The organism is Sorangium sp. So ce1153 (assembly GCF_051521595.1).
Taxonomy (GTDB): domain Bacteria; phylum Myxococcota_A; class Polyangia; order Polyangiales; family Polyangiaceae; genus Sorangium.
Genome location: NZ_CP150361.1, coordinates 115,147 through 136,840 on the forward strand (window position 1 = coordinate 115,147; position 21,694 = coordinate 136,840).

The 21,694-nt window shown below is 72.8% G+C and carries 17 protein-coding genes; 7 read left to right on the top strand and 10 right to left on the bottom strand.

The window, feature by feature from the left end:
* Positions 1 to 11 precede the first annotated feature (11 nt).
* Entirely contained in the window at positions 12 to 1,835 is a 1,824-nt protein-coding gene (locus WME85_RS00415) for an OmpA family protein (RefSeq protein ID WP_437834121.1), read from the bottom strand.
* Positions 1,836 to 2,274: 439 nt separating this feature from the next.
* On the opposite strand from WME85_RS00415, the gene WME85_RS00420 reads away from it, so the two are divergent.
* Positions 2,275 to 2,883, top strand: coding sequence for a superoxide dismutase (locus WME85_RS00420; RefSeq protein ID WP_437306989.1), 609 nt, complete (start codon positions 2,275 to 2,277; stop codon positions 2,881 to 2,883).
* 395 nt (positions 2,884 to 3,278) lie between these two features.
* Positions 3,279 to 4,055, top strand: coding sequence for a GNAT family N-acetyltransferase (locus tag WME85_RS00425; protein ID WP_437834122.1), 777 nt, complete (start codon positions 3,279 to 3,281; stop codon positions 4,053 to 4,055).
* A gap of 112 nt (positions 4,056 to 4,167) precedes the next feature.
* Here the strand turns inward: WME85_RS00425 and WME85_RS00430 are convergent, their stop codons facing one another.
* Together WME85_RS00430 and WME85_RS00435 are read right to left on the bottom strand one after the other, a co-directional pair.
* The gene (locus WME85_RS00430) at positions 4,168 to 5,508 is read right to left on the bottom strand and encodes an acetylglutamate kinase (RefSeq protein WP_437306991.1); all 1,341 of its coding nucleotides are present in this window, start codon (positions 5,506 to 5,508) and stop codon (positions 4,168 to 4,170) included.
* A 5-nt stretch (positions 5,509 to 5,513) separates the two neighbouring features.
* Positions 5,514 to 6,515, bottom strand: coding sequence for an N-acetylornithine carbamoyltransferase (locus WME85_RS00435; protein ID WP_437834124.1), 1,002 nt, complete (start codon positions 6,513 to 6,515; stop codon positions 5,514 to 5,516).
* 628 nt (positions 6,516 to 7,143) lie between these two features.
* Between WME85_RS00435 and WME85_RS00440 the strand changes: the two genes are divergently transcribed.
* The gene (locus WME85_RS00440; protein ID WP_437834126.1) at positions 7,144 to 7,455 is read left to right on the top strand and encodes a hypothetical protein; all 312 of its coding nucleotides are present in this window, start codon (positions 7,144 to 7,146) and stop codon (positions 7,453 to 7,455) included.
* A 168-nt stretch (positions 7,456 to 7,623) separates the two neighbouring features.
* Here the strand turns inward: WME85_RS00440 and WME85_RS00445 are convergent, their stop codons facing one another.
* The 4 genes from WME85_RS00445 to WME85_RS00460 all read right to left on the bottom strand — a co-directional run bounded on the left by WME85_RS00445 (position 7,624) and on the right by WME85_RS00460 (position 13,950).
* Entirely contained in the window at positions 7,624 to 8,484 is an 861-nt protein-coding gene (locus WME85_RS00445; protein WP_437834128.1) for a GNAT family N-acetyltransferase, read from the bottom strand.
* Positions 8,485 to 8,607: 123 nt separating this feature from the next.
* Entirely contained in the window at positions 8,608 to 9,261 is a 654-nt protein-coding gene (locus WME85_RS00450) for a hypothetical protein (RefSeq protein ID WP_437834130.1), read from the bottom strand.
* Positions 9,262 to 9,458: 197 nt separating this feature from the next.
* A complete protein-coding gene (locus WME85_RS00455) occupies positions 9,459 to 10,082 on the bottom strand; it encodes a Uma2 family endonuclease (protein ID WP_437834132.1) in 624 nt (207 codons plus the stop codon).
* 76 nt (positions 10,083 to 10,158) lie between these two features.
* On the bottom strand, positions 10,159 to 13,950 hold the full coding sequence (locus WME85_RS00460; RefSeq protein ID WP_437834134.1) for a UvrD-helicase domain-containing protein: 3,792 nt from the start codon (positions 13,948 to 13,950) through the stop codon (positions 10,159 to 10,161).
* 249 nt (positions 13,951 to 14,199) lie between these two features.
* Here WME85_RS00460 and WME85_RS00465 point away from each other — a divergent pair, with 249 nt between their 5' ends.
* Genes WME85_RS00465 through WME85_RS00480 form a run of 4 tightly spaced genes read left to right on the top strand, consistent with a single transcriptional unit; the run spans position 14,200 to position 17,609 of the window.
* Positions 14,200 to 15,159: a UbiA family prenyltransferase gene (locus tag WME85_RS00465; RefSeq protein WP_437834136.1), complete on the top strand. Its 960-nt coding sequence runs from the start codon at positions 14,200 to 14,202 to the stop codon at positions 15,157 to 15,159.
* On the top strand, positions 15,156 to 15,890 hold the full coding sequence (locus WME85_RS00470; protein ID WP_437834138.1) for a ferrochelatase: 735 nt from the start codon (positions 15,156 to 15,158) through the stop codon (positions 15,888 to 15,890). The genes WME85_RS00465 and WME85_RS00470 overlap by 4 nt, the downstream gene beginning before the upstream one ends.
* Positions 15,887 to 16,804 (top strand): prenyltransferase, encoded by a 918-nt coding sequence (locus tag WME85_RS00475; RefSeq protein ID WP_437834140.1) that lies wholly within the window; start codon positions 15,887 to 15,889, stop codon positions 16,802 to 16,804. The genes WME85_RS00470 and WME85_RS00475 overlap by 4 nt, the downstream gene beginning before the upstream one ends.
* Before the next feature lie 13 nt (positions 16,805 to 16,817).
* Positions 16,818 to 17,609 (top strand): lycopene cyclase domain-containing protein, encoded by a 792-nt coding sequence (locus WME85_RS00480; protein WP_437834142.1) that lies wholly within the window; start codon positions 16,818 to 16,820, stop codon positions 17,607 to 17,609.
* A gap of 33 nt (positions 17,610 to 17,642) precedes the next feature.
* On the opposite strand, the gene WME85_RS00485 is transcribed toward WME85_RS00480, so the two are convergent.
* From WME85_RS00485 to leuD, 3 genes are all read right to left on the bottom strand, one after another.
* Positions 17,643 to 18,569: a fibro-slime domain-containing protein gene (locus WME85_RS00485; protein ID WP_437834144.1), complete on the bottom strand. Its 927-nt coding sequence runs from the start codon at positions 18,567 to 18,569 to the stop codon at positions 17,643 to 17,645.
* A 298-nt stretch (positions 18,570 to 18,867) separates the two neighbouring features.
* Positions 18,868 to 20,493 carry a hypothetical protein gene (locus WME85_RS00490; RefSeq protein WP_437834146.1) on the bottom strand — a complete coding sequence of 542 codons (1,626 nt, stop codon included), beginning with the start codon at positions 20,491 to 20,493 and terminating at the stop codon, positions 18,868 to 18,870.
* A gap of 565 nt (positions 20,494 to 21,058) precedes the next feature.
* A complete protein-coding gene (gene leuD / locus WME85_RS00495; protein ID WP_437307015.1) occupies positions 21,059 to 21,676 on the bottom strand; it encodes a 3-isopropylmalate dehydratase small subunit in 618 nt (205 codons plus the stop codon).
* Positions 21,677 to 21,694 lie beyond the last annotated feature (18 nt).

The following is a 21,694-nucleotide window of genomic DNA, read 5'->3' on the forward strand; positions in this document are numbered from 1 at the left end:
CTCCAGCCCTATCACTGCTTCTTTGTCTTCTCGACGATGTTGAACTGGACGCGCCGGTTCTTCTGGCGCCCCGCCTCGGTCTTGTTCTCCGCGATCGGGACGTCAGGGCCGTAGCCCTTCGCCTGCATGCGCTCGACCGCGATGCCGCGCTCGACGAGCGCCCGCAGCACCGACTCCGCGCGGGACTGGCTCAGCTTCGTGTTGAACTGGCGCGTGCCGCGGTCGTCGGTGTGGCCCTGGACCTCGATCTTGAGGATCTCCGGGTGGTCCTTGAGCACGCCGGCGACCTCGTCGAGCAGCTCGTTGCTCACCGCCCGGATCGTCGCCTTGCCGGTGTCGAACTGCACCTGCTGGAGGATGACGATCTCGGTCTCGGTCACCCGGACCGCGACCGGGCACCCGTTCTGCTTCGGGTCCTCGTCGGCCTTGCCCTTCTCGTTCGGGCAGGCGTCCTTGTCGTCGCGGATGCCGTCGCCGTCGGTGTCGCCCGGGCAGCCGTTCGTGGCCGGGTCGGTCGTGGCGATGCCGGGGATCTCCGGGCACGCGTCCGAGGGGTCGGGGATCTTGTCGCTGTCGCGATCGGGCGGCGGCGGGCAGCCGTTCTTCTTCGGGTCGTCGCTGGTCGGGCCGGCCTCGTCCGGGCACGCGTCGACGTCGTCGAGGACGCCGTCCTTGTCGCGGTCCCCGGGCGGCGGGCAGCCGTTCTTCTTCGGGTCCGGGGAGGCGACGCCGGCCACGTCGGGGCACGCGTCGACGTCGTCGATGACGCCGTCCTTGTCGCGGTCCCTGGGCGGCGGGCAGCCGTTCTTCGCGCGGTCCGCGCTGCCGACGCCCGCGACGTCCGGGCACGCGTCGACCGGGTCGAGGATGCCGTCGCCGTCCCGGTCCTTCACCGGCGGCTTCACCTCGGGCGAGTAGGCGATCAGGGCGACGGCGCGGAACGACGGCGTGCCGACGCCGGCGGTGAGGCCGGGGCCCACGCCGAGCCCGGCCTCGAAGTCGTCGGCGAAGCGGTAGCGCCCGCCGAGCAGGGCCTCCAGGTTGGTGGTGCGCTGCTGGAGGTCGGAGACCGTGATGGCGCCGGTGATCTCCGGCCCGATCTGCAGCCGCCGCTCGTCGTCGAGGAGCAGCCCGACGCCGGCGCCCCAGTGCACCATCATCCCTTGCTCGACGTTGGCGAACTGCCTGGTCGACCGGAACTCCGGCCCTGCGGAGAGCGACCACACCGCGCGATCCAGGTGGCCGCCGAAGACGAGCTCGGGCCCGCCGCGCACGCTGCCGTCGCCGGAGTACGCCTCGGGGTCGCCGGTCGGCAGCCACACGTGGCCGGCGAGGGCGATCTGGAACGGATCGAAGTAGTCGCCGTAGAGCGTCGCGCGCGCGCCGAGCCGGAGATCCCCGAGCGCGCTGCTGGCCGGCTGCGGGAGGACGGCGCCGGAGGCGGCCCCGCCGTCGCCGGACTGGAGCGCGAGCGGCAGATCGACGTTCACCGTGAGGCGCTCCCAGAGCGAGAGCGAGGCGTTCAGGTGGAGCAGGAGCTGGCTGCCGACGACCTTGCCGTCGCCGATATCCGCGTTCCCCGACTCTCTCCGCAACACCAGCGGATCCTGGGCGTAATCGCCGAGGATCATGATGTGCGGCGAGGCGTCCCCCGCGGTGTAAGCGGATTGGACTCCGAACATCCTGTCACCGGCGGGCGCAGGCTGGAACCTGTCGAGCGCGAAGCCCTCCGGCCTCGCGGGTTCCTGCGCCTCGGCGCGAGCCGCTGCGCCGAGCAGGCACAGCGCCGCCGCGAGCGCGGCCGTCGGATGGGTCCCCTGTGTACGAGCCGGCATGGAACGAGGTCGCCTCCCTAGCGAAGGAACAGCAAGCCGCGGAAGTATCGACCGAAACGGGCGCGACGTTCAACGTTTCGCGAGGTGTTCAGGCGCCCGCCGGGCGATCGGGTCGGCGGGAGGGAGGGGCGCTGCGCGCCGGCTGGCGCAGGTGCTCGCCCGTTCCGGAGGGGCCCAGCGCACCGTGTGGCGCGGGCGGCGCGGGCGCGCGCCAGGTCGGATCGGGTCCAGCGCGAGATCACGTACGGAAGGACACGGTCACGAGCGGCGCGGCTTGCGCCGGCGTACGGGTTTCCCTCATGGAGGTCAGGTCCGCTGACGCCCCGAAACTGCGGTGTGTCCTCTCGCACGCCAGGGTTGCTACCGGACAGCAGCAGCGGTAGAGCGGCCATCTAACCCCGCGGCACGCGCTGCTCGCGGCACTCGTTAGGAGGCACCGATGGCCCGCGAACCCAAGAACTTCGACCACCTCCTCGGCGGCAACGCCAAGGGCTTGAGTGACCTGCAGCTCAAGGCGCATTTCACGCTGTACCAGGGCTACGTGAAGAAGCTCAACGAGATCTGGGAGCAGCTCGGCAAGGCTGACCGCAGCGCGCCGAACTACTCGTACAACGCGTACAGCGAGCTCAAGCGTCGCGAGCCTGTCGCCTTCAACGGCACGGTGCTGCACGAGCTGTACTTCGAGAACATCGGCAACGGCTCGACGCAGCCGAGCGCCCAGTCGAAGAAGCTCATCGATGCGTCGTTCGGCAGCTTCGATAACTGGCTCGCCGACGCGAAGGCAGCCCTCCTGAGCGCCCACGGCTGGACGGTGCTCGTGTACGACTATCAGGAGAAGAAGCTTTTCAATAACCTCATCCGGACCGAGCACGACGTAGGTCTGTTCGCGAACACGCATATCATGGTCGCCATCGACGCCTGGGAGCACGCGTACTTCGCGGATTACCAGACCAAGAAGGCGGACTACGTGGCGAACGTGCTCTCCGGCCTGAACTGGGACGTGATCAACGCGCGCCTCCAGCAGGTCGGGCCGCAGGCTGGGGTGTAGTCCTCACGTTCGTCTCACGGCGGGGGCAGCACGCGCCGCCGCCGCCCCACCGAGCAAGCTCGGTGGGGCCCCACCACCCCGCGATCCACCTGAGCTTCCCGGGGCGTGATGCCGCTTCGGGCCTTACATCCGTCTCGGCCTGATACGAATGACCCCCGCGGCGTGATGCCGGGCAGATGCACGCCGTGCATGGCATCGTGCCTAGCAGATGTACGTTGTGCATGGCGTCATGCCGAGCAGATGCGCGCTGTGCATGGCGTCATGCCGGGCAGATGTGCGGCGCCGTGGCGTGATGCCGGACAGATGTGCGCCGCCGCGGCGTGGCGCCGGTCGCGAAACCTGGCGCTCGTCGCGATGTGCCCTTCCCGGCTCCGTCCTGTAGACTGCTGGCGACAATGAGCAAGGCCTCGTCGAGCTCCCCCGACGTCCAGGAAGAGAGCCTCATCCATGTCCGCCGCATCCACCGGCGCGACCTCAACCGCGTCTGGGAGTTCCTCAAGAAGGTGTTCCGGGACGTGAACCGCGAGACGGTCGAATACCAGCGGCCACGCTCGAAGAAGCGGTTCCTGGAGGTCTACGAGGAAGAAGGCGTCGAGCAGCTCCTGTTCGAGATCCGCCAGGGCGATGGACAGGAGATCGTCGGTTACGCCGAGTGCGCGTTCGAGATCACCGGGACCGACAACTGGATGAACGAGCGGTACTTCACGAAGCACGACATGCGCCCGCTCTTCGTCGAGGAGCTCGCCGTCCACCCCGATTACCAGGGACGCGGCGTCGGCGCCTTCATGCTCGAGCAGCTCGAGCACCTCGCCCGCATCCACGGCTGCACCCACCTCGTGCTGGAGGTCGCCGAGAACAACGACGGGGCCCTCAGGTTCTATCGAAAGCGCAGCTTCTACCGGCTCGACGCCGCGATCTTCATGGCGAAGAAGGTCGCCGTCGACTCGGAGCTCCTGCCGCCCCGGGCCCTCAAGAAGCCGCGCCCCCCGGAGGAGCCGGGCGCGTCCGCGAAGGCGAAGCGCTCGTCGCGGCGGTCGGCGAAGGCGCGCGGCGCCGACAAGAGAACGAGCGCCCCGCCGCCGCCGGCGTCACCCCTGCCGGACGGAGCGGCCGACGCGGAGCTCGACCCTCTCGCCGACGAGGGCGCCGGCGGCGCAGGCGAGCCGTCCTGAGCCCGAGCGCAGGGGAGCCGTCCTGCGCATGAGCCGCAGGCGAACCGCCCCCGCGCGACGCGACCCGACGCAGCCCGACGACCGGGCCGCGCCAGGCGACGACGCCGCGCCGTCAGAGCTCGGCCGTGCCGTGCTGGCGCAGGGTCGCCGGCAAGGACAGCGCGTGATCGATGCAGGCCCGGATGTCGTCGAAGCTCGATAGCCCGTACCAGAACACCGTCCAGTTCTCGTTGCGGTAGCTGCCCTCGGCCTGCTGGAAATACCAGGGGTTGATCTCGTTGCCGTTCCGCGCGCGCCAGAACAGCTGCGGGTTCTCGCTCTTCATCCGCGTCCAGAGCGAGCCGCCGATCCCCACGCCCTGCGCCTCGTTGGTCACCGCGAACTTGTCGAGGTACGGGGTCGAGGGCGCCTTCCCGTTCGCGTCGAGCGTCAAGATCGCCGTCGCGCGGTACGAGTCGGACAGGTAGATGCGGTAGAACGTCTTCTTGTCGAAGTAGTGCTCGTCGAGCTTCCTCTGGAAGCACGCCTCGAGCAGGTCGCGCAGCCGGCCGCGGTCGATGCCGTCGAGCGTGTCGTGCCGCAGGATCCGCTCGCCGCGGCGGACCAGCGTGCCAGAGCCCGTGTGCGTGAAGAGCTCCTTCGCCAGGTGATCCGGCGCTGTGATCGAGACCGACGAGGTCGCCGGCAGCCCGTCGAGCAGGAGCTTGATCTCCTGCAGCTTGAGCCGCATGCCGCCGTTCAACCAGGGCTGCGCGACGAGGCCGGCGTAGTCCTCCTCGAGGTTGATGGCCGAGATGATGCGCCCGTGCTCGTCGAGCAGCCCGCCCGTGCTCGTGAGGAAGATCATCTTGAACGGCTGCGTCGCGAGCGCGAGCTCGCGCGCGGCCACGTCCGCGTTGATGTTGACGATCTGCCCGCCCGAGGTCTCGCCGAGGCAGGCGAGGATCGGCAGGTGCCCCGCGCGCAGGCTCGACCTCACCGCGTCGACATGGACGCGCTCCACCTTGCCGACCAGCCCGAGGCGCCCCTCGTCCATCAGCGACGCCTCGAAGACGCCCGCCGTGATCGGCCGCGTGCGCGTCCCCATCTCCTCGAGCGCCTCGACGAGCCGCAGGTTCTCGCGGAGGAAGACGCGGCGGGCGACCTCCAGGATACGCGGCGTCGTGACGCGCAGCCCGTTCACGCGCTCGGTCGGGATGCCCGCCTCGGCGAGCGCCCGGTCGAGCTGCGGCCCGGCGCCGTGGATGACGATGGGATACAGGCCGACCTGGTTGAGGAACACGAGCGAGGTCGCGAGCGCCTCGAGGTCCTCGTCGAGGATGGCGCCGCCCACCTTGATGACGGCGAACTTCTGCTGATCGACGGCCGCGTACTGCTTCAGGTACTGCTCGACCTCCTTGCGGCTGCCGAGGTTCCTGAGCAAGCGGACGATGACATCTTGCGTCGAGCCCATCGCGGTCACCACCCGTTGGCCAGCATGTCCATCACGGCCTTCTGGACGTGCAGACGATTCTCGGCCTCATCGATGACCATGGAAGCGGGCGAGTCGATCACCGCGTCCGTGACCTTGACGTTCCGCCGGACCGGCAGGCAATGGGAGAAGAGCCCGCCCCCGGTGAGCGCCATCTTCTGCTCATCGACGATGAAGTGCTTGTGCTTGTCGCGGATGGGCTTCTCCTGCTCCCAGCGCCCGAAGTAGGGAATCGCGCCCCAGCTCTTCGCGTACACGACGTGGGCGCCGCGGTAGGCGGACTCGATGTCGTAGGTGATCGAGAGCTTCCGCCCGTTGTCGGCCGCGCTCTTCCTGGCGGCGTCGAGGTAGCGCTCGTCGAGGTGGTACTCCTCGCTGGGGCAGAGCAGCGTGACGTCCATGCCGAGCTTGGAGGCGATGAGGACGGCGGAGTTGGCGACCGCGGTGTTGAGCGGGCGCGGGTGGTACGTCCAGGTGAGGAGGAGCTTCTTGCCGTCGAGGCGGCCGAGCCGCTCCTTCATGGTGAGCGCGAGCGCGAGCTCCTGGCAGGGGTGGGTGATCGTCTCGAGGTTCACGACCGGCACGGTCGCGTGGCGGGCGAACGCCTGGAGCACCTTGTCCTGGCGATCCTCCTCCCAGCGCTGGAACTTGGGGAACGCGCGCACGCCGATGAGGTCGGCGTAGCGCGAGAGCACGCGAGCGGCCTCCTGGACGTGCTCCTCCGGCTCGCCGTCCATCACCGCGCCGTCCTCGAACTCGATCGGCCAGGCGCCCCGGCCAGGCTCCAGCACGACAGCGTGGCCGCCGAGCTGCCGGATGCCGACGTCGAAGGAGGTGCGCGTCCGCAGCGAGGGGTTGAAGAAGACGAGCGCGATGGTGCGATCCTTGAGGCGCGGCTCGATCGGGTGCCGCTTGAAGCGCTGCGCGCGCTCGAGGAGGCCCTCGATCTCGGCGCGGGTATAGTCCATGGTGGTCAGAAAGTGCCGCATCGAATGCCTCCTCGTTCAGACAAGCGCGGAGCGAGCGCCCGCATTGGAGCAAGCCTGGCGGCGATGTCAACGACGCACGCGGCGGTCGAGCTGCTGGCCTCAGTCGGCGAGCTCGGGCACCGGCAGCAGGTACGGCGGCGCGCCGCCCGGGGACGCCTGGTGATACCACCTCTGGTGCGTCGGTACGAGCCGCTGAGCCCTCTGCGCTCCCTGCGCATGGAGGCGTGATCGAGGCTGGCCGCTCCCGGCGCGTGGCCGCCGTGCACATGCAGGGTGGGGGAGAACAGGTGCTCTGGATACCGGGTCTCGCGCGAGGCGCGCGAGGCGGCGTCCTGCTGCCCTCGTTCCTACCTCGCCCGCCGGTCGTCAACCGACCGCGCCCGCCAGCCCGAGGGCACTCTCGCCAGGTCGGATAGCTCAGGATTGCACTGCCAATTTCAGGAACGAAAGGCGTACGCAGGTCCCGTCGGGAAAAACGCGCGGGATTTGAGGGAACACCCCCTGGCCCGCATCCTGCTAAGTCCGTACAGCAGAGCGCCCGTGACGGTTTCCCCCCCCCACCGTCGAATGGGCGCTCTTTTTTTGTGCTCATGCAGCGGCGTGGCCTGAAGAGCAGGGGGGCACTCCGATGACGCTGGTCGTGATCCTCACGGTGCGGTGCGAGGCGCTCGACGCGTTTCGTGCTTACGAGAGGAAGGCTGCGGCCGTGATGGCCCGCCATGGGGGCGCGATCGAGCGGACCGTGGTGACCGCGCCCGACAGCGCTGGGATCAGCCTGAAAGAGATTCACATCGTCACCTTCCCGGACGAACAAGCCTTCTCGGCGTATCGCCGGGATGGCGAGCTCGAGGCGGTGGCGCACCTGCGGGACGCGTCGGTCCTTCAGACCGAGATCCTGCGCGGGGAAGAGGGGCCGGACTACCACACCGCGGCTGGCTGACTGACGTCGCCGCGTGCGCGTTGCGCCGGGTAGTGCTCAAATCTGGCCGGAGAGAGTTCACATGAAGGCGGGAAGGCGGGAAGATCATTGATCTTTTCTTCCCGCCTTCCCGCCTTCCCGCCTTCATGTTCAATTTTGAGCACTACCTTGCGCCGATCGTCCCCCGCTCTACTCGTGCTCGGCCGGATCGGCGATGCACGCGGTGGCGATGCGCCGGAACCCGACCCGCTCGTAGACGCGCGCGACATCGTCGTTCTGCGCGGACAGGAACACCGTGCGAGCCCCGGCGTCGAGGGCGTGGCGGGCCAGGGCCGCGGTGACCGCGGCGGCGAGGCCTCGCCGCCGGGCCGCCGGCAGCGTGCCCACGCCGACGATCTCGGCGACGCCCTCCGCGTGCTGGTAGCTGCCGGCGCAGAGCGGACCGGCGAGCGCGCCGTGTCGGCCCCGGGCGGCCGCGTGCACCATCGTCCCCTCGACCAGCGATGCGTGCCACGCGGCCGTGTGCCCGGCCGGGAGCGCGGCCGCGGTGGCGTCCCGCTCGGCCGGCCCCGCGGGGCCCGCCGCGGTGCTCAGCGCGCCGAAGGCGACGTGCGCGACGGCCTGCACGGCGGCGAGATCCGGGTCTCGCGGCGTGACGAGCGCAAGGGAGATGTCCGCGGGCAAAGCCACCTGGACGGGCTCACCGGAGAGCACGAGCAGCGGGCAGCGCCGGACGGGCAGGCCGGTCGCCTCGGCGGCGGCGTCGAGCCCGGGGGTGATCTCGAGCACCCACTCGAACGCCTCCGGGACCGAGAGCTCCCGCTGGCGGGCGCGCACCGCGGCCACGTCCTCGGCCGACACGGGGCCGGGGTGACCGAAGGTCGGGCGGGCGTAGTACGGCCAGCCGTCGCCGCGGCGAACGAAGAGGGTCAGCGGCCCGTGGTTCTCAGCGTCAGCGCGCCGGCGAGGGACGGCGTCGTAGAACCGCTCGATGGCGTCGAGCTCCGAAGAGGACAGGCGCGGCTCTCCCATGACACCCGAGGTCGACACGATGCTGGTAGTGGAGATCGACGAGGTTGTCGAGGGGAGATATGGCGCCTCGCGGAGCTTCCGTCGCGGTCGCGGAGGCTCCGTCGAGGTCGGAGGCGCGCGCTCGAACCGTCGGTCGATACGTCAGTCGCGCGCGCCGTCGGGGCCCGGACTGGCTGCGTGGCAGTCGCTCGGACAGTTGCAGTCGTTCTCGCCCGCGCCGCAGCTGCCGTCGCCGCACCTCGCGCAGCGGTGGGCGTCGGGCGCCGTGGGCACGCACTGGCCATCGATGCGCTCCATCGCTGGAATGCGCGTGAGGTCCGGGCAGCAGGTGGTGAACGATTTGCTGGACGCCATCGCCCCCTCCCCCGAGCAGTGAGAGGCGAGCTCCGCGCACGAGCCATCGGCTTGCTGGACGTAGCCGGGCAGGCAATCGCACTGCGGTTGGCGAGGGCGCAGCACCGGCACCGTGCCGGCCGGCCCTCGCGAACCGGGCTGGGCCTCGGTCGCGGCCGGGGAGCGCGCCGCCGCGGCGCCGGTCGGGCTCGCCGTCGGAGGGGGAGGGGAGGCGATCTTGCCGTCGGGCGTCTGGGAGGCGATCGGGATCCAGTCGATGACCTGCCCGTCCGGCGTGACCGTCGTGGCCACGATGTTGTCGCGAGGCGGCCGCGGGGTGCCACCCGGCGCGCAGGGGTTGTCGGACCCCGGGCGAGGGGGACCCACGGGATCTGGCTCGCTGGCGGCGCAGCCTATGGCGAGGAGCAGCAGGGGGCAGAGGAGCAGGGCAGGCGCGTTCATGGGCATGGAACACGGACGGCCGCGGAGATCTTACGGCGCCTCGCCGTCGCTGAGCTGCGCCGGGTCGGCGGTGCGCAAGGACGCCCGGGAGTCTTCACTCGCTCATCAACTCTTCCACGCGAGCTCTCCAGGTCCGGGGCTCGGCGGCCGGACCCGCGGCCCGCAGCCCGCGTCCGCGCCGGCCTGACGCCCCCGGCTCACCTGTCGCCGCTCTCGTCCCGCTCCGGCTCGTCATCCAGGAGCGGCTCCACCTCGGCCCACAGCGCATCCAGATCGAGCTCGAGCCCGTCCAGCCCCGGGACGCGCACCTTTCCTTCCGAGGCGGGCAGCCGCTGCACGTAAGACCCATCGGGGCCGAGCTCGCAGAGCTCGAAGAGCTGCGCGTCGGGATCCACGAGCCAGTACCAGCGCACCCCGAAGCGGGCGTACTCGATGGCCTTCTCCATCCGATCGCGCCGCACGTCGCGCGGTCGCCGCGAGAGCACCTCGACCACCACGGTCGGAGGGATCCGGGAGAGCACGTCGCGGCCGCGAAGGGGCGCGCCCGGGGCGTACATGCACACGTCGGCCTTGCGCCCGCGTCGCGCCGACACGCCGAGCTTGTACTCCGAGCCAAACACCCAGCCGCCCCGCGGTCGAGCCCAGGCGCGGAGCACCTCGATCAGCCAGCTAACCACCGCTTCGTGCAGCGTCGTCGGCACCTCTTCCTCCACGAGACGACCGTCGAGGAGCTCACCCGGATGGTCCTCATCCAGCTCGGCCCACTGCTCCAGCGTCATCGGCTCAGGTCGGAGGATCTCCGCTGTCGCTCTCGAACCCATGCCACCCATCGTACCACCCGGGGGGCTTCCGGCGACGTGCCACTCATGGGCTTTCCCGCCACGCCCTCCGGCGCCCTCACACCCGGAGCACCACCCCTCTCGCCCTCTCGCCCGTCGCCTCGGCGATCGCCTGCACGTAGAGCCGCACCTGCGCCTCCTGCGCCGCGTGCGCGGTGCCGGCGTCCGAGCCGGTCTTGAAATCGACCACGGTCCAGATCCCCACGTCGCCGACGCTCTCCCGGAACGAGAGGTCGACGACACCCTCGGCGATCGTCCCGTCCTCGAGCCGCAGGAGCAGCGGCGTCTCCCGCTCGCACGCGCCGCGCGCCGCGCTCTCGGCCGCGCGCCGGAGCAGCGGGTGCTCGAGCGCCGCCATGGCCGCTGCGACCGCCGCGTCGACCTCCTCGGCCGGCGCCCCGAGCAGCCGCGCCTGCGCCGTGGCCACCACCCGCACCGCGTCCTCGCCCGCACGCAGGTCCACCTCGGCCAGCACCGCATGCACCAGCGTCCCGAACCGCTTGCCGTAAGGCCGGCCCTCACGCGCGATCGCCGTCTGCTCGAACGAGATCACCGGCAACGCGTCCGCCCGCTTCCCCCGCTCCGCCGCCCCGCCGCTCCGCTGCGCGGGCGTCTCTGTCGCTCCGGACGCCCTCGCCGCCTCCGCTGCCGCCGCCTCCGCCGCGGCTGCGGCCGCCGCCTCGTGGCTGATCTCCGTCGCGGTCTTCACGCGGACGGCGGCCACCGAGCCGTCCCGGATCGCGCGCTGCCGCGCCTCCTGCCACACCTCGTGCCCGCGCTGCCCGAGCTCTCCCGCCCCCCCGGCGCGCGCCAGCCCGGCGTCCACCGTCACCCCGGCGCCCGCCATCCCGGCGTCCACCGCCCCCCCGGCGCCCGCCCCCCCGGCGCCCGCCATCCCGGCGCCCGCCACCACGGCCCCGCTCGCGTCCGCCTGCAGGATCCGCTGCTGCCGGAGCCCCGCCTCCGGCTCGCGATCCAGCTCGAGCGTGCCCGGATCCCACCACACCACCCGGTGCGACCCCGCCATCGGCGCGTGCTCCCCGGGCGCCACCGCGTCCCGCTCGTCGGCCTCGCAGCGCGCCGGGCGCTCCAGCACCGTGTCGGTCCCGAACGGCGGGCAGCCGGGCGCCGGCCGCGCGCTCCGCCGCTCGCGCGGCGGCGGGTAGAGCACCGGGTGCAGCACGTCGAGCCAGCCGTCGCTCGAGCCGTCGCCAGGGCGCGCGTCGCCCACCGCGGGCACCACGAGCAGCTCCCGCGCCCGCGTCGCCGCCACGTACGCGAGCCGCACCGCCTCCTCGCGATCGCGGCGCAGCACCTCGTCGCGGCGCTCGACCAGCTCCGCGGGCACGCAGCCCGCGATCGGCTCCGCCCACAGGCCGAGCGCCGGATCCACGTGCCGCGACGGGTTCTGATGCACCGCCGGCGACGCCGGATCCGCCAGGATCACCACCGGGAACTCGAGCCCCTTGGCCCGGTGCACCGTCATGATCCGCACCCCCTCCGTCCCCTCCTCGACGACCGGCGCCTCCGCCACCTCGCCCCGCTCGGCGTCCGCCTCGAGCCGCTCCACGAACGCCCGGAACGACGTCGCCCCGCCCGCCTCGAACCGCCGCCCGAGGTCCATCACCCGCAGCACGTTCGCGAGCGCCTGCTCCCCCGTCGGCCAGATCGCGATGCCCGCGTGCGCCCGCGTCTCGTCGAGCAGCCCGCCGATCGTGTCCGCGATCGGCCGCCGGTTGCGCTCGCGGTGCAGCCGCCCGAGCACCGCGAGCGCCTCCGCGACCTCCCGCAGCGGCCGCGCCCCGCCCTCCACCGCGACATCGAGCGCCCCCTCGTCCGGCTGGAACAGCGGGTGCAACCGCTGGAACCGGTCGCGGTACAGGAGCAGCACGTCGTCCGTCAGCGCGAACAGCGGCCCGCGCAGCGTCGCGTACACGCTGAGCTCGTCGTCCGGCCACTCGATCGCGAGCAGCGCGCTCCGCACCGCCATCACCTCCTCGCGATCGTGGAACGACCGCCCGCCCACGAGCACGTGCGGGATCCGCCGCGCCTCGAGCGCCCGCACGTACGCGCGCGTCGCGTCCTCGCCGAACGTCTGGAACCGCTTGAACAGCAGGCAGATGTGCCGCGCCTCGAGCGGCACCCGCTGGCCCGGGCGCTCGCGCTCGGTCACGGTCCAGCGCCGCTCGCCCGGGGCCGCGCCCCGGCCCGCATGGATGAGGTGGTGGACGAAGGCGCCCACCGCGTCGGGGATCGACTGCCGCACCCGGTAATCCGAGATCTTCCCGTAGTCGCCGTAAGGCCGCGGCACCGGGAGCGCGATCACCGTCGGCTGCTCCACCGGATCCTCCCGGAACCGCTCCAGCGCGACGTACCGCGCCTGGCTCGCCGCGCCCTCGCCCTCGCCCCCCTGCATCAGCGGCGCGAACGCCGCGTTGACGGCCTCCTGGATCGACGGGGCGCTGCGGAAGCTCGTCGACAGGTACAGCACGCTCGCGCCGCACGCGACGAGCCGCGCCTTCGTCGCCTCGTAGAGGGCGACCTCGGCGCGGCGGAAGCGGTAGATCGACTGCTTCGGATCGCCGACGACGAAGAGCTTGCCGGGCACCGGGCGCGCCCGCGTCCAGTCGGTCTCGGCCGGGTCGTCGGCCGCGAGCAGGAGCAGGATCTCCGCCTGCAGCGGGTCGGTGTCCTGGAACTCGTCGACGAAGAGGTGCGAGAAGCGGAGGTTCAGCTCCTCGCGGACGCCGCGGCTCGAGCGGAGGAGGTTCCTGGCGCAGAGGAGCAGGTCGAGGAAGTCGAGCTTGCCGGCGCGCGCCTTGAGCGCGTCGTACGCCTCGATCGGCGGCCGGAGCTCGCGCGAGAGGCACGCCGCGAGGTCGGCGCTCGCGGCCGTGAGCACGGCGTCGAGCTCGGCCTTCGCGCGGTCGCGCTGCGCCAGCACCTCGGCGCGCGAGAGATCCGCGCCGAACGCCTTGCCTGAGCCCTTCCAGCGCCACTCCTTCCAGCGCGCGACGTCGCCGAGCTCGGCCTCGAGCCCGTCGTGATCGCGCCCGCCCGTCACCTCCTCGCGGCGGCGGAGCTCCGCGAGGTACCGGTCCAGGGTGCGGAGGCTCTGCGCGAGGTAGTCGCCCTCCCGGTCCGCCTCGGCGCCGAGATCCGCGAGCGCGGCGAGTCGATCGAGCAGCTCGTCGATGGCGCGCTCGCGATCGAACGGATCGCGGCGCCAGGGGCGCGTGAAGTCGCGGTGCTCGGCCAGCTTGAACGCCGCGCCCCGGAGCAGGTCGCGCGGGCCGTGCGCGCCGTCGCGCGGGCGGCGGCGCAGGATGCGGCGCACGCCCTCGGGCGGGTCGTTCAGGGTGCGCTGGAACCAGGCGTCGAAGGCCTGGTCGAAGAGCGCCTCGGCCTGGTCCGCGGCGGCGACCTGGAAGAGCGGGTCGACGCGCGCCTCGACCGGCCACTCGCGCAGGAGGTCGCCGCAGAACGAGTGGATCGTCCCGATGCGCGCCGCCTCCAGGTGCGCGAGCGCCTCGTCGAGCCGCTCGCGCTCCGCCGGGCCGGACCTCGCGTCGCCGCGCGCCCGCTCGATCTCGGCCCGGAGGCGCAGCTTCATCTCGCCCGCCGCCTTCTCCGTGAAGGTCACCGCGACGATGCGATCGAGCGTCCCGCCGCCCTCCTCGGGCGCCCTCCGCAGCACGGCGACGATGCGCGACACGAGCGCCGTCGTCTTGCCGGTGCCCGCGGCGGCCTCGACGACGAGCGTCGTCCGGAGGTCCTCGCGGATGCGGCGGCGAGCAGGCTCGTCCGCGAGCTCCCGCGCGCCGCGCGCCCGGGCCGCGCCGGCGCTCACGGGCGCCTCCACGCGGGAGGCAGGCGACGCCCTGGATCGAGGCGCAGGGGGGCGCCGGCCGGGCTCGGGGAGGGGAGGAGGGCGTACCGCACGACGTCGCGTGTCGAGGCTGTCGGGCGATAAGGTGGCCCAGATCGGCGTCGAAGGAAACGCCGCACTGCGGCGTCGCGCCTTCCGCGCCGCGCGGAGCGACCTCAGGTGGCGCGCAAGGCGCGGAGGTTCTTGTGCTAGCAGCAGGGGACCTGATCCATGCGCGTCGAGTCGATGAGCCCTGGAGCGCGGTGGCGGTACGCGCTCAAGCCCGCCAGCTGGCCCAAGGTGCTCGTCCCCGCCCTGTGCGGGCAAGCCGTGGGCGCGGCCGCCGCGGGCCGCGTCGGCGCGGGCGCGCTCGCCTTCGGCGCGCTGTGGATGGTCGCCGACGTCGCCTTCGTCGTGCTGCTCAACGACTGGGGCGACCGCGAGGTCGACGCCCTCAAGCGGCGCATGTTCCCGGACGGCTGCTCGCCGAAGACCATCCCGGACGGCATCCTCCCGGCCCACGCCCTCCTCCTCGCCGGCCTCGGGGCAGGCGCCGCCGCGCTGCTCGTCGCCTGGGTGGCCGCGGTCGCGCTCGCTCGCCCGCTCCTGCTCCCCCTGGGCGCGCTCGGCCTGCTCGTCTTCGGCGCCTACACGCTGCCGCCGCTCCGGCTCAACTACCGCGGCGGCGGCGAGCTCCTCGAGATGGCCGGCGTCGGCGGCGTCCTCCCCGTGCTGCACGCGTACGCGCAGTGCGGCGCGTGGGCGCCGGCGTGGCTCGCGGCGCTCTTGCCGGGCCTGCTGCTGCTCGCGCTGTCGAGCGCGCTGGCCAGCGGGCTGTCCGACGAGCAGAGCGACCGCGCCGGCGGCAAGCGCACCGTGGCCACGCTGCTCGGCAACGCGGCCACGCGCCGGGCCACCGAGGCCCTGCTCGGCCTCGGCGCGCTCCTCTGGCCGGCGGCGTCGCTCCTCGCCGACGGCGCCCCGCCGCTCTGGTCGGTCGCGCCCGCGACGGCCGTCGCGCTCCACTTCAGGGCGCGGCTCGTCCGGAAGAGCCCGGAGGCGGTGACGAACGCCTTCGCCGCGCAGGGGGCCTACAAGCGCGAGCTCCACCGCGCGATCTGGTGGGGCACGGCCGCGCTGTCGGCGGCCGTGCTCGCCGCGGGGCTCCGCGCCGGCGGGGGGCCGGGGTGACCGGGAGCCCGGCCCTCCTCGACGAAGCGCGCGACGAGCTCGCGCGCCTCACGCCGCTCCTGGGCGCGCGGGCCTCGGTCGCCCCGGGCCGGCCGTGCGCGCCCACGCCCGTCGCGCTGGTCGAGCAGATCCTCGACGGCAGCGAGGACGCCGAGCGGGCGCGCGCCTTCGCCCGCGCGCTCGGCGAGGTGATCTGCGCCGTCGCCGACAACTTCCCCGACAACATCTTCTGGGACCTCGACTACCTGGCCTGCTGCCTGTGGCGGGCCGGGAGCGCGCCCGCGATCGGCGATTTCGGCCGGCGCGTCGTGTCGCTCTGCCTCGGCTTCGGCAACAAGTCGAAGCTGCGCTTCCGCTACGCGCACGACTTCCTCTACGGCTACGACTGGGCCCGCTGGGTGATGCGCAAGCCGGACGAGCGCGCGGGCGTCGGGCCGTTCGACCTCGTGTTCTTCGACTACCTCGACGGCCGGCAGAAGGCGCTCGTCGAGCTCGTGGCGAGCAACGACCGCAAGTACTCGCAGCTGAACGGCCGGGAGTTCCGCAATCCCTTCTCGTTCATCCGCGAGCCGCGCGAGGAGTCGCAGCTCCACCACCTGCTCGCCCAGGTCGATCTCATCCCGCTCAAGGCCTGGCGCCTCGACGGCGAGCGCCGCTGGGACCTGCCCTTCACGGACCTGCGCGCCAAGCTGGCCGAGCGGCTCGGCCTGTCGCGGGGCGACGGGCGATGAGCGGCGGGCCGGGGTCGCTCCGGGCCTGGCTCAGGGCGTCGCGGCTCGCCTCGCAGCCGAGCATCGCGCTGCCGCTGCTGCTCGGGCAGCTGCTCGGCGCGCGCGCCGCTGGCCGCCCGCTCGACCTCGGGACGCTCGCGGCGGTCCACCTCTTCGGCCTCCTCGACCAGCTGTTCATCGTCTACGCCAACGACGTCGCCGACCAGGAGACCGACCGCCGGAACCGCACCGCCACCCCGTTCTCTGGCGGCTCGCGCGTGCTGGTCGAGGGGCGCCTCTCGCCGCGCGCGCTCGGCGCGGCGGCCGTCGCCTGCGCCGCGGGGCTCGTCGCGGTCTCTGCGGCGCTCGCCGCGGCGCTGCCGACGGCCTCGGCGCCGCTCCTCGTGCCGCTCGCGCTCGCGGCGCTGCTGCTGCTCTGGGCCTACAGCTACCCGCCGCTCCGCCTCTCGTACCGCGGCGGCGGGGAGCTGCTCCAGATGGTCGGCGTCGGCGCGGTCCTGCCGCTCTACGGCTACATCGCGCAGGGGGGTGCCGTCGCGCGCTTCCCCTTCGCGTTGCTCGCGTTCCTGCTGCCGAGCCACCTCGGCTGCGCGATCGCCACCGCGCTGCCCGACGAGCCGTCGGATCGCGCGAGCGCCAAGCGGACGCTGCCCGCGCGCGTGGGCGGAGAGCGGGCCGCGCGGTGCGTGGTCGTCCTGAACGGGCTCTCGCTCCTGCTCGCGCCGGTCGGCCTCGGCGCGGCGGGCCTGCGCCCGGGGGCGGGCTTGCTCGTGGCGGCGGCGGCGGCGCTGGTCGTGCTGCTGGCCCGCCCCGCGCCGCCGGGCTCGCGCCTGCTGCTGGTCCGGGTCGCGGCCGCGGCCACGGCGACGCTGTCGCTGGTCGCCTCGACAGCGATCGCCCTCGCCGCGGGCTGAGGAAGGCGGCGCGATGAAGCACGAGTTCCTGCTGCTCTCGCTGCTCTTTCTCCTGCCGGCGGGCGTCATCTGGCACGTGCGCCCGGATCTTCGCGCCCTGATGAAGCGGATGGCGCTCGCCTCGACGCCGTTCGCGGCGACGGAGCGGCTGTTCTACCCGGAGTACTGGACGCCGAAGTTCCTGTTCGACCTGGCCGACCGGATCGGGTTCGGCGTCGAGGACGTGCTGTTCCTCGCCGGGCTCAGCGCTTTCGCCTCCACCGCCTATGCCGTGGTGTTCCGCCGCGCGCCGGTGCCCTGCTCCCCGCCGCCGGCCCGACCGTGGTCGAGGTTGGACCGACCGTGGTCGAGGTTGGACCGACCGTGGTTGCGGGCGGCCCGACCGTGGTTGCGGGCGGCGGCGGCGATCGCGAGCGCGCTCGCGGCGGCCAGGGCGCTGCTCGCGGTCGGGGTGCCCGTCCTCTACGCCGCGGTGGCGGCGATGATGGCCGTCGCCGCGGCGCTCCTCGCCGCGCGCGGCGACTTGCTCGTGCCGACCGTGCTCGGCGCGCTCCTGTCAGCCGCCGTCTACCTCGGCCTCTGCCTCGTCTTCGCGGCGCTCGTCCCCGGCGTCTTCGAGCGCACCTGGCGGCCCAGCGTGCTGCTCCCGGGCAGGGCGCTCCTCGGCGTCCCGCTCGACGAGATCCTCTACGGGCTCGGCGCGGGCTTCGCGGCCACCGTGTTCCCGGCGTGGGCCTTCGAGTTCAGGTACGCGAGGGCGGCGCGCGTCTCTTCCGCTCTTCCGCCCCGCGCGCGGGGCGACTGACGCCGGGGGCGCGATCGCCGCCCGGCCGGCGGCTCACTCCGCGATCGGCTCGCAGGGGACGTCGAGCGACGTGTTCAGCCGGAACACCGAGGAGCGGCCGTCTCGCTCGGCGTAGAAGATCTTGAGCTTGTGGCTCGAGCCGGGCTTCAAGCGGAGCCTGTCCGCTTCGTCGTCCAGGCGGACGGTCGCCCCGTTCACCCCGTCGTGCACGGAGTGGCTGACCACGATGGTCTCATCGATCGATATCCAGACATCGTCGCTCGAGTCGAACGAGAAGAAGCCCCCCACGCGGTAGGTGAACGGCACCTCGAACTCCACGGTGAAGCCGTAGTTGTGCGCCTCTCCCTCGTTGCCGAAGCCGAGGTTGTCGACGACGTAGAAGTCCCTGCCGCCCAGGTGGCCGCCGGTGCTCCACAGGTCGAGGTAGATGTCCTGCTCGTACGTGATGTTGACGCCCGGCTTGTCCTGGAACCACTGGTCGAAGCTGTTGCTGCCGTCCTCGATGCCGTCCGAGTTCGAGCTCGCGGCGACCGGCTTCCCGTTCTTGAGCTCGCTCTGGAGCTCGATGTCCTTTCCGCTGGTCGTCTGCGAGGGCCCGAAGTCCTGGTGCTTCTCCGGGAAGTCGCGCACGATCATGGGGAAGCTCGCCGTGCAGAGGATCGCGTTGGCGTTCCCGGGACCTCCGCCGTCGTCGCTGCTGCCGCCCTCGCCGCCGTCGCCGCCGCCGGTGCTGCCGCCCGCGCCAGGCGGACCTTCGCCGGTGTCACCCGCGTCGTCGATGGCCTCTTGTTCGGAGGGGGCGATCGTCGTGGAGGACGAGGAGTCGCCGTTTGCACGGGCGATGCTGGCGGTCTGGAGCGGGCAGCCCGCGAGGGGGAGCGCCGCGCACGCGAGGAGCAGCAGGGCGAGGGGCCTCCTGGAGGCCCGGCACAGGGACGCTTCGGGGTGGGCCAGGTTCATCAGACCGCCTCCTGTTCCCTGGATGCGGATGGACCAGGCCAGCCTTCGGGAAATCGTACATGCCGCGTCATTCCCGGTCGAACCGGCCGCGCGAGGGGCGTCGCGATCCCATTCCGGGCCGCTGACATGCGAAAAGCGCCAGGGGATTGGAATCTCCCCTGGCGCTCATCGCGCTTCCTCTCTGCTTCGCTTCGATCGGATTCGCTTCAATCGGAGCGGCGTCGCTCCAGGGCGCGAGCGGCGCTTTCGCGCCGTCGACCCCTCCCACGGGCGGGAGGGGTCGACCGCGCCCGCCGCGTCACGGCAGCATCAGGACGCACTCGGTCCGGCAGACCGGGCCGCCGGCGCCGCCGCCGACCGGCTCCTCGCAGATGGTCCGCACGGTCGCGCCGGGGGGGCAGGTCGGCCCTTCCACGCACTCGGTCCAGCACTCGCCGGGGTACGAGTCGTAACCGCCCATGCCGGTGCCGGTGCTGCCGCTCCCGGAGCAGACCGTCTGCTCGATCGAGCCCGGCGGGCAGTAGGGCTCCACCGGGACGCACTCGGTCCAGCAACCGCCGCCGGGGTACGGGCTGCCGCCCATGCCGGTGCCGGAGCTGCCGCTCGTGCCGGGCATCGGGTCCGCGCAGACGGTCTGCGGGATGGTGTCCGGCGGGCAGTAGGGCTGATCGGGCACGCACTCGATGAAGCAGCCGCCCCACCCGCCGCCGCTGGTGGTGCCGCTGCCGCCGTCGCTGCCGCCCATGCCGGTGCCGGAGCTGGTGGTGGTCATCTCGGGCTCGGGCATGCCGTCGTAGCAGACCTCCTGCGGCGTGGAGCCCGGCGGGCAATAGGGCCCCGCGGGCACGCACTCGGTCCAGCAGTACTCCTCGCCGGGGTACGGGCTGCTGCCGCCGCTGCCGCCGTAGCCGGTGCCGGTGCTGCCCGAGCTGCCGACCGAGACAGCGCTCCCGCCGCAGACGGTCTGCGGGATGGTGTCCGGCGGGCAATAGGGCTGGTCAGGCACGCACTCGGTCCAGCAGCCGCCCCAGCCCGTGTCGCCGCCGGTGCCGCCCGCGCCGGGGCCGGCGCCGCCGGCGCCGCCGACGCCGACGCTGCTGGTCACCACAGAGGAGCCACCCTCGCAGGTGGTCTGCGGCCTCGTGCCCGGCGGGCAGTAGGGCTGATCGGGCACGCAGTCGGTCCAGCAGTTGCCCGGCAAGGGCGGCGCGGCCATGCCCGCGGAGTCGCTGTCGGAGCCATCCCACGCGCCGGCGCCGCCGGTCGGGGCCCAGCCGCCAGAGCCGCCGGTGCCGCCGGTGCCGACGCCGACGCTGACGGTGGTGCTGACGTCATCGCAGGTGGTCTGCGGCCTCGTGCCCGGCGGACAGTAGGGCTCCTGGGGCACGCACTCGGTCCAGCACTCCCCGGGGGGAGCCGGCATCGCGCCGTCGAAGCCGCCGCCGACGCCGCTGCCGCTCGCGCTGCCCCAGCCGCCGCCGCCCGTGGTCGAGGAGGAGCCGCTGCACACGGTCTGCTCGATCGTGCCCGGCGGGCAGAACGGCCGCGGCGGCACGCACTCGGTCCAGCACCCCGGGTCGACCGGCGGCGCCGGCCTGCCGGCGTCCCCGGTCCACCCGCCGACACCCGCGGTGGTGGTGCCGCCGCAGACGGTCTGCTCCAGCCATCCAGGCGGACAGTCGCTGTCGGGCACACACCGCTCCTCGCACATCTCGCCGATCTCGCACGGCGAACAGACCGTATCCCAGTGGAAGCCAGGTCCGCAGTCGGGGGCGGGCGGCGTCGGCGGCTCGTCGGAGCCCCCACAGCCCTGCCCCTTGGCGCCGGTGAGCACCACGAGCGCGGAGAGCGCGATGAGCCCCTGGAGAGAGGAGCGCGCTATCGATGAACGCGAGATAAGAGAGGAGAAGATCGAGGATCGCATGGGGGTACTCCGTCCTGCGTGCCTGTGGCAGACACGCGATGAAGGAACGAGGGCTCTGCGCCGCGGCGTGCGGAGCGCGGCTGCTCCGCGGCTGCTCTGCGCCGCCTCGTGGAGCTCGTCCGGACATAAAGCACTGGACATGCCACCCTCGCCCGCTCGCCCGGCGGCGGCCTCCCGCGCGCTCGACGCGGCCATTCCCCCGTGTTTTGGCGGGGTTCCCGGCGGTGCTCGGCCTCCGCCGAGGGCTCCCGCGGAGCGCGTCAGGCCCCGACGTGTGACGGGGAGCGTCGGATACGTGCCACGTTGGGCCAGCTGCGCCACGAGCGCATGCCGGCTCATAACTGGCTTGAACTGCAGCGGAATCTGCCGCCACTGGCGCGCGAGGAGCGCTGCGCAGCCGGACTGACCGGCGCGCGAGCCACAGCGGCGCGGGAGAGGGGCAGGCGATGACGGGAGCGCTGGATACGTGCCAGGTTGAGCCAACCGCCAGGCGGGGCTCGCTGCGCGCCGAGGGCCCGGCGCGCGCGGCGGGGTCGCCGCGCGCCGGCGCCGGTCCGCGGTCGGGCTACTGCGCGGCGGCGCGCTGCTGCACGTAGGGCAGCCGCGCCGCCACCTTCTGGACCTCGTCCGCCCCCTCGAGCAGCTGGGCGATCGGGTCCCACGTGCCCTTGATCAGCGACTCGCGCGCGCCCGGCTTGATGGTGAAGGGCACCTTGAGGTCGCCGGCCCGGACGACCTGCTCCTGCAGGTCGACCGTGACGGCCGTCGACGGGTCGGCGTTGACGCGGGCCACGAGCGCGGCGCGGTCCTCGCGGCCCACCGAGACGCAGGGGATGCCGAGCGTCGTCGAGTTGCCGAAGAAGATCTCGGCGAAGCTCTCGGCGATCACGGCCTTGAAGCCGGCCTTGGCGATCGACTGCGGCGCGTGCTCGCGCGACGAGCCGCAGCCGAAGTTGCGGTCCGCGATCAGGATCGTGGCGCCCGCGAAGCGCGGGTCGTTCAGCGGGTGCTCCCGCTTCGCGCCCTGCTCGTCGAAGCGCACGTCCTTGAAGAGGTGCTCGCCGATGCCATCGAAGGTGACGCACTTCAGGTAGCGCGCCGGGATGATGCGGTCCGTGTCGATGTCGTCCCCCGGAACGTGAACGGCGCGGCCGGTGACGGATTGAATCAAGTCGAGTGCCATTGGGATCTCCCTCGGGTG

Bases quoted from the DNA above. Each gene is read 5' to 3' on its own strand.
- WME85_RS00450 (WP_437834130.1), bottom strand. From the start codon at position 9,261: ATGAACGCGCCTGCCCTGCTCCTCTGCCCCCTGCTGCTCCTCGCCATA.
- WME85_RS00435 (WP_437834124.1), bottom strand. From the start codon at position 6,515: ATGCGGCACTTTCTGACCACCATGGACTATACCCGCGCCGAGATCGAG.
- WME85_RS00420 (WP_437306989.1), top strand. From the start codon at position 2,275: ATGGCCCGCGAACCCAAGAACTTCGACCACCTCCTCGGCGGCAACGCC.
- WME85_RS00425 (WP_437834122.1), top strand. From the start codon at position 3,279: ATGAGCAAGGCCTCGTCGAGCTCCCCCGACGTCCAGGAAGAGAGCCTC.
- WME85_RS00440 (WP_437834126.1), top strand. From the start codon at position 7,144: ATGACGCTGGTCGTGATCCTCACGGTGCGGTGCGAGGCGCTCGACGCG.
- WME85_RS00490 (WP_437834146.1), bottom strand. From the start codon at position 20,493: ATGCGATCCTCGATCTTCTCCTCTCTTATCTCGCGTTCATCGATAGCG.
- WME85_RS00415 (WP_437834121.1), bottom strand. From the start codon at position 1,835: ATGCCGGCTCGTACACAGGGGACCCATCCGACGGCCGCGCTCGCGGCG.
- WME85_RS00430 (WP_437306991.1), bottom strand. From the start codon at position 5,508: ATGGGCTCGACGCAAGATGTCATCGTCCGCTTGCTCAGGAACCTCGGC.
- WME85_RS00475 (WP_437834140.1), top strand. From the start codon at position 15,887: ATGAGCGGCGGGCCGGGGTCGCTCCGGGCCTGGCTCAGGGCGTCGCGG.
- WME85_RS00455 (WP_437834132.1), bottom strand. From the start codon at position 10,082: ATGGGTTCGAGAGCGACAGCGGAGATCCTCCGACCTGAGCCGATGACG.
- WME85_RS00480 (WP_437834142.1), top strand. From the start codon at position 16,818: ATGAAGCACGAGTTCCTGCTGCTCTCGCTGCTCTTTCTCCTGCCGGCG.
- WME85_RS00465 (WP_437834136.1), top strand. From the start codon at position 14,200: ATGCGCGTCGAGTCGATGAGCCCTGGAGCGCGGTGGCGGTACGCGCTC.
- WME85_RS00485 (WP_437834144.1), bottom strand. From the start codon at position 18,569: ATGAACCTGGCCCACCCCGAAGCGTCCCTGTGCCGGGCCTCCAGGAGG.
- leuD (WP_437307015.1), bottom strand. From the start codon at position 21,676: ATGGCACTCGACTTGATTCAATCCGTCACCGGCCGCGCCGTTCACGTT.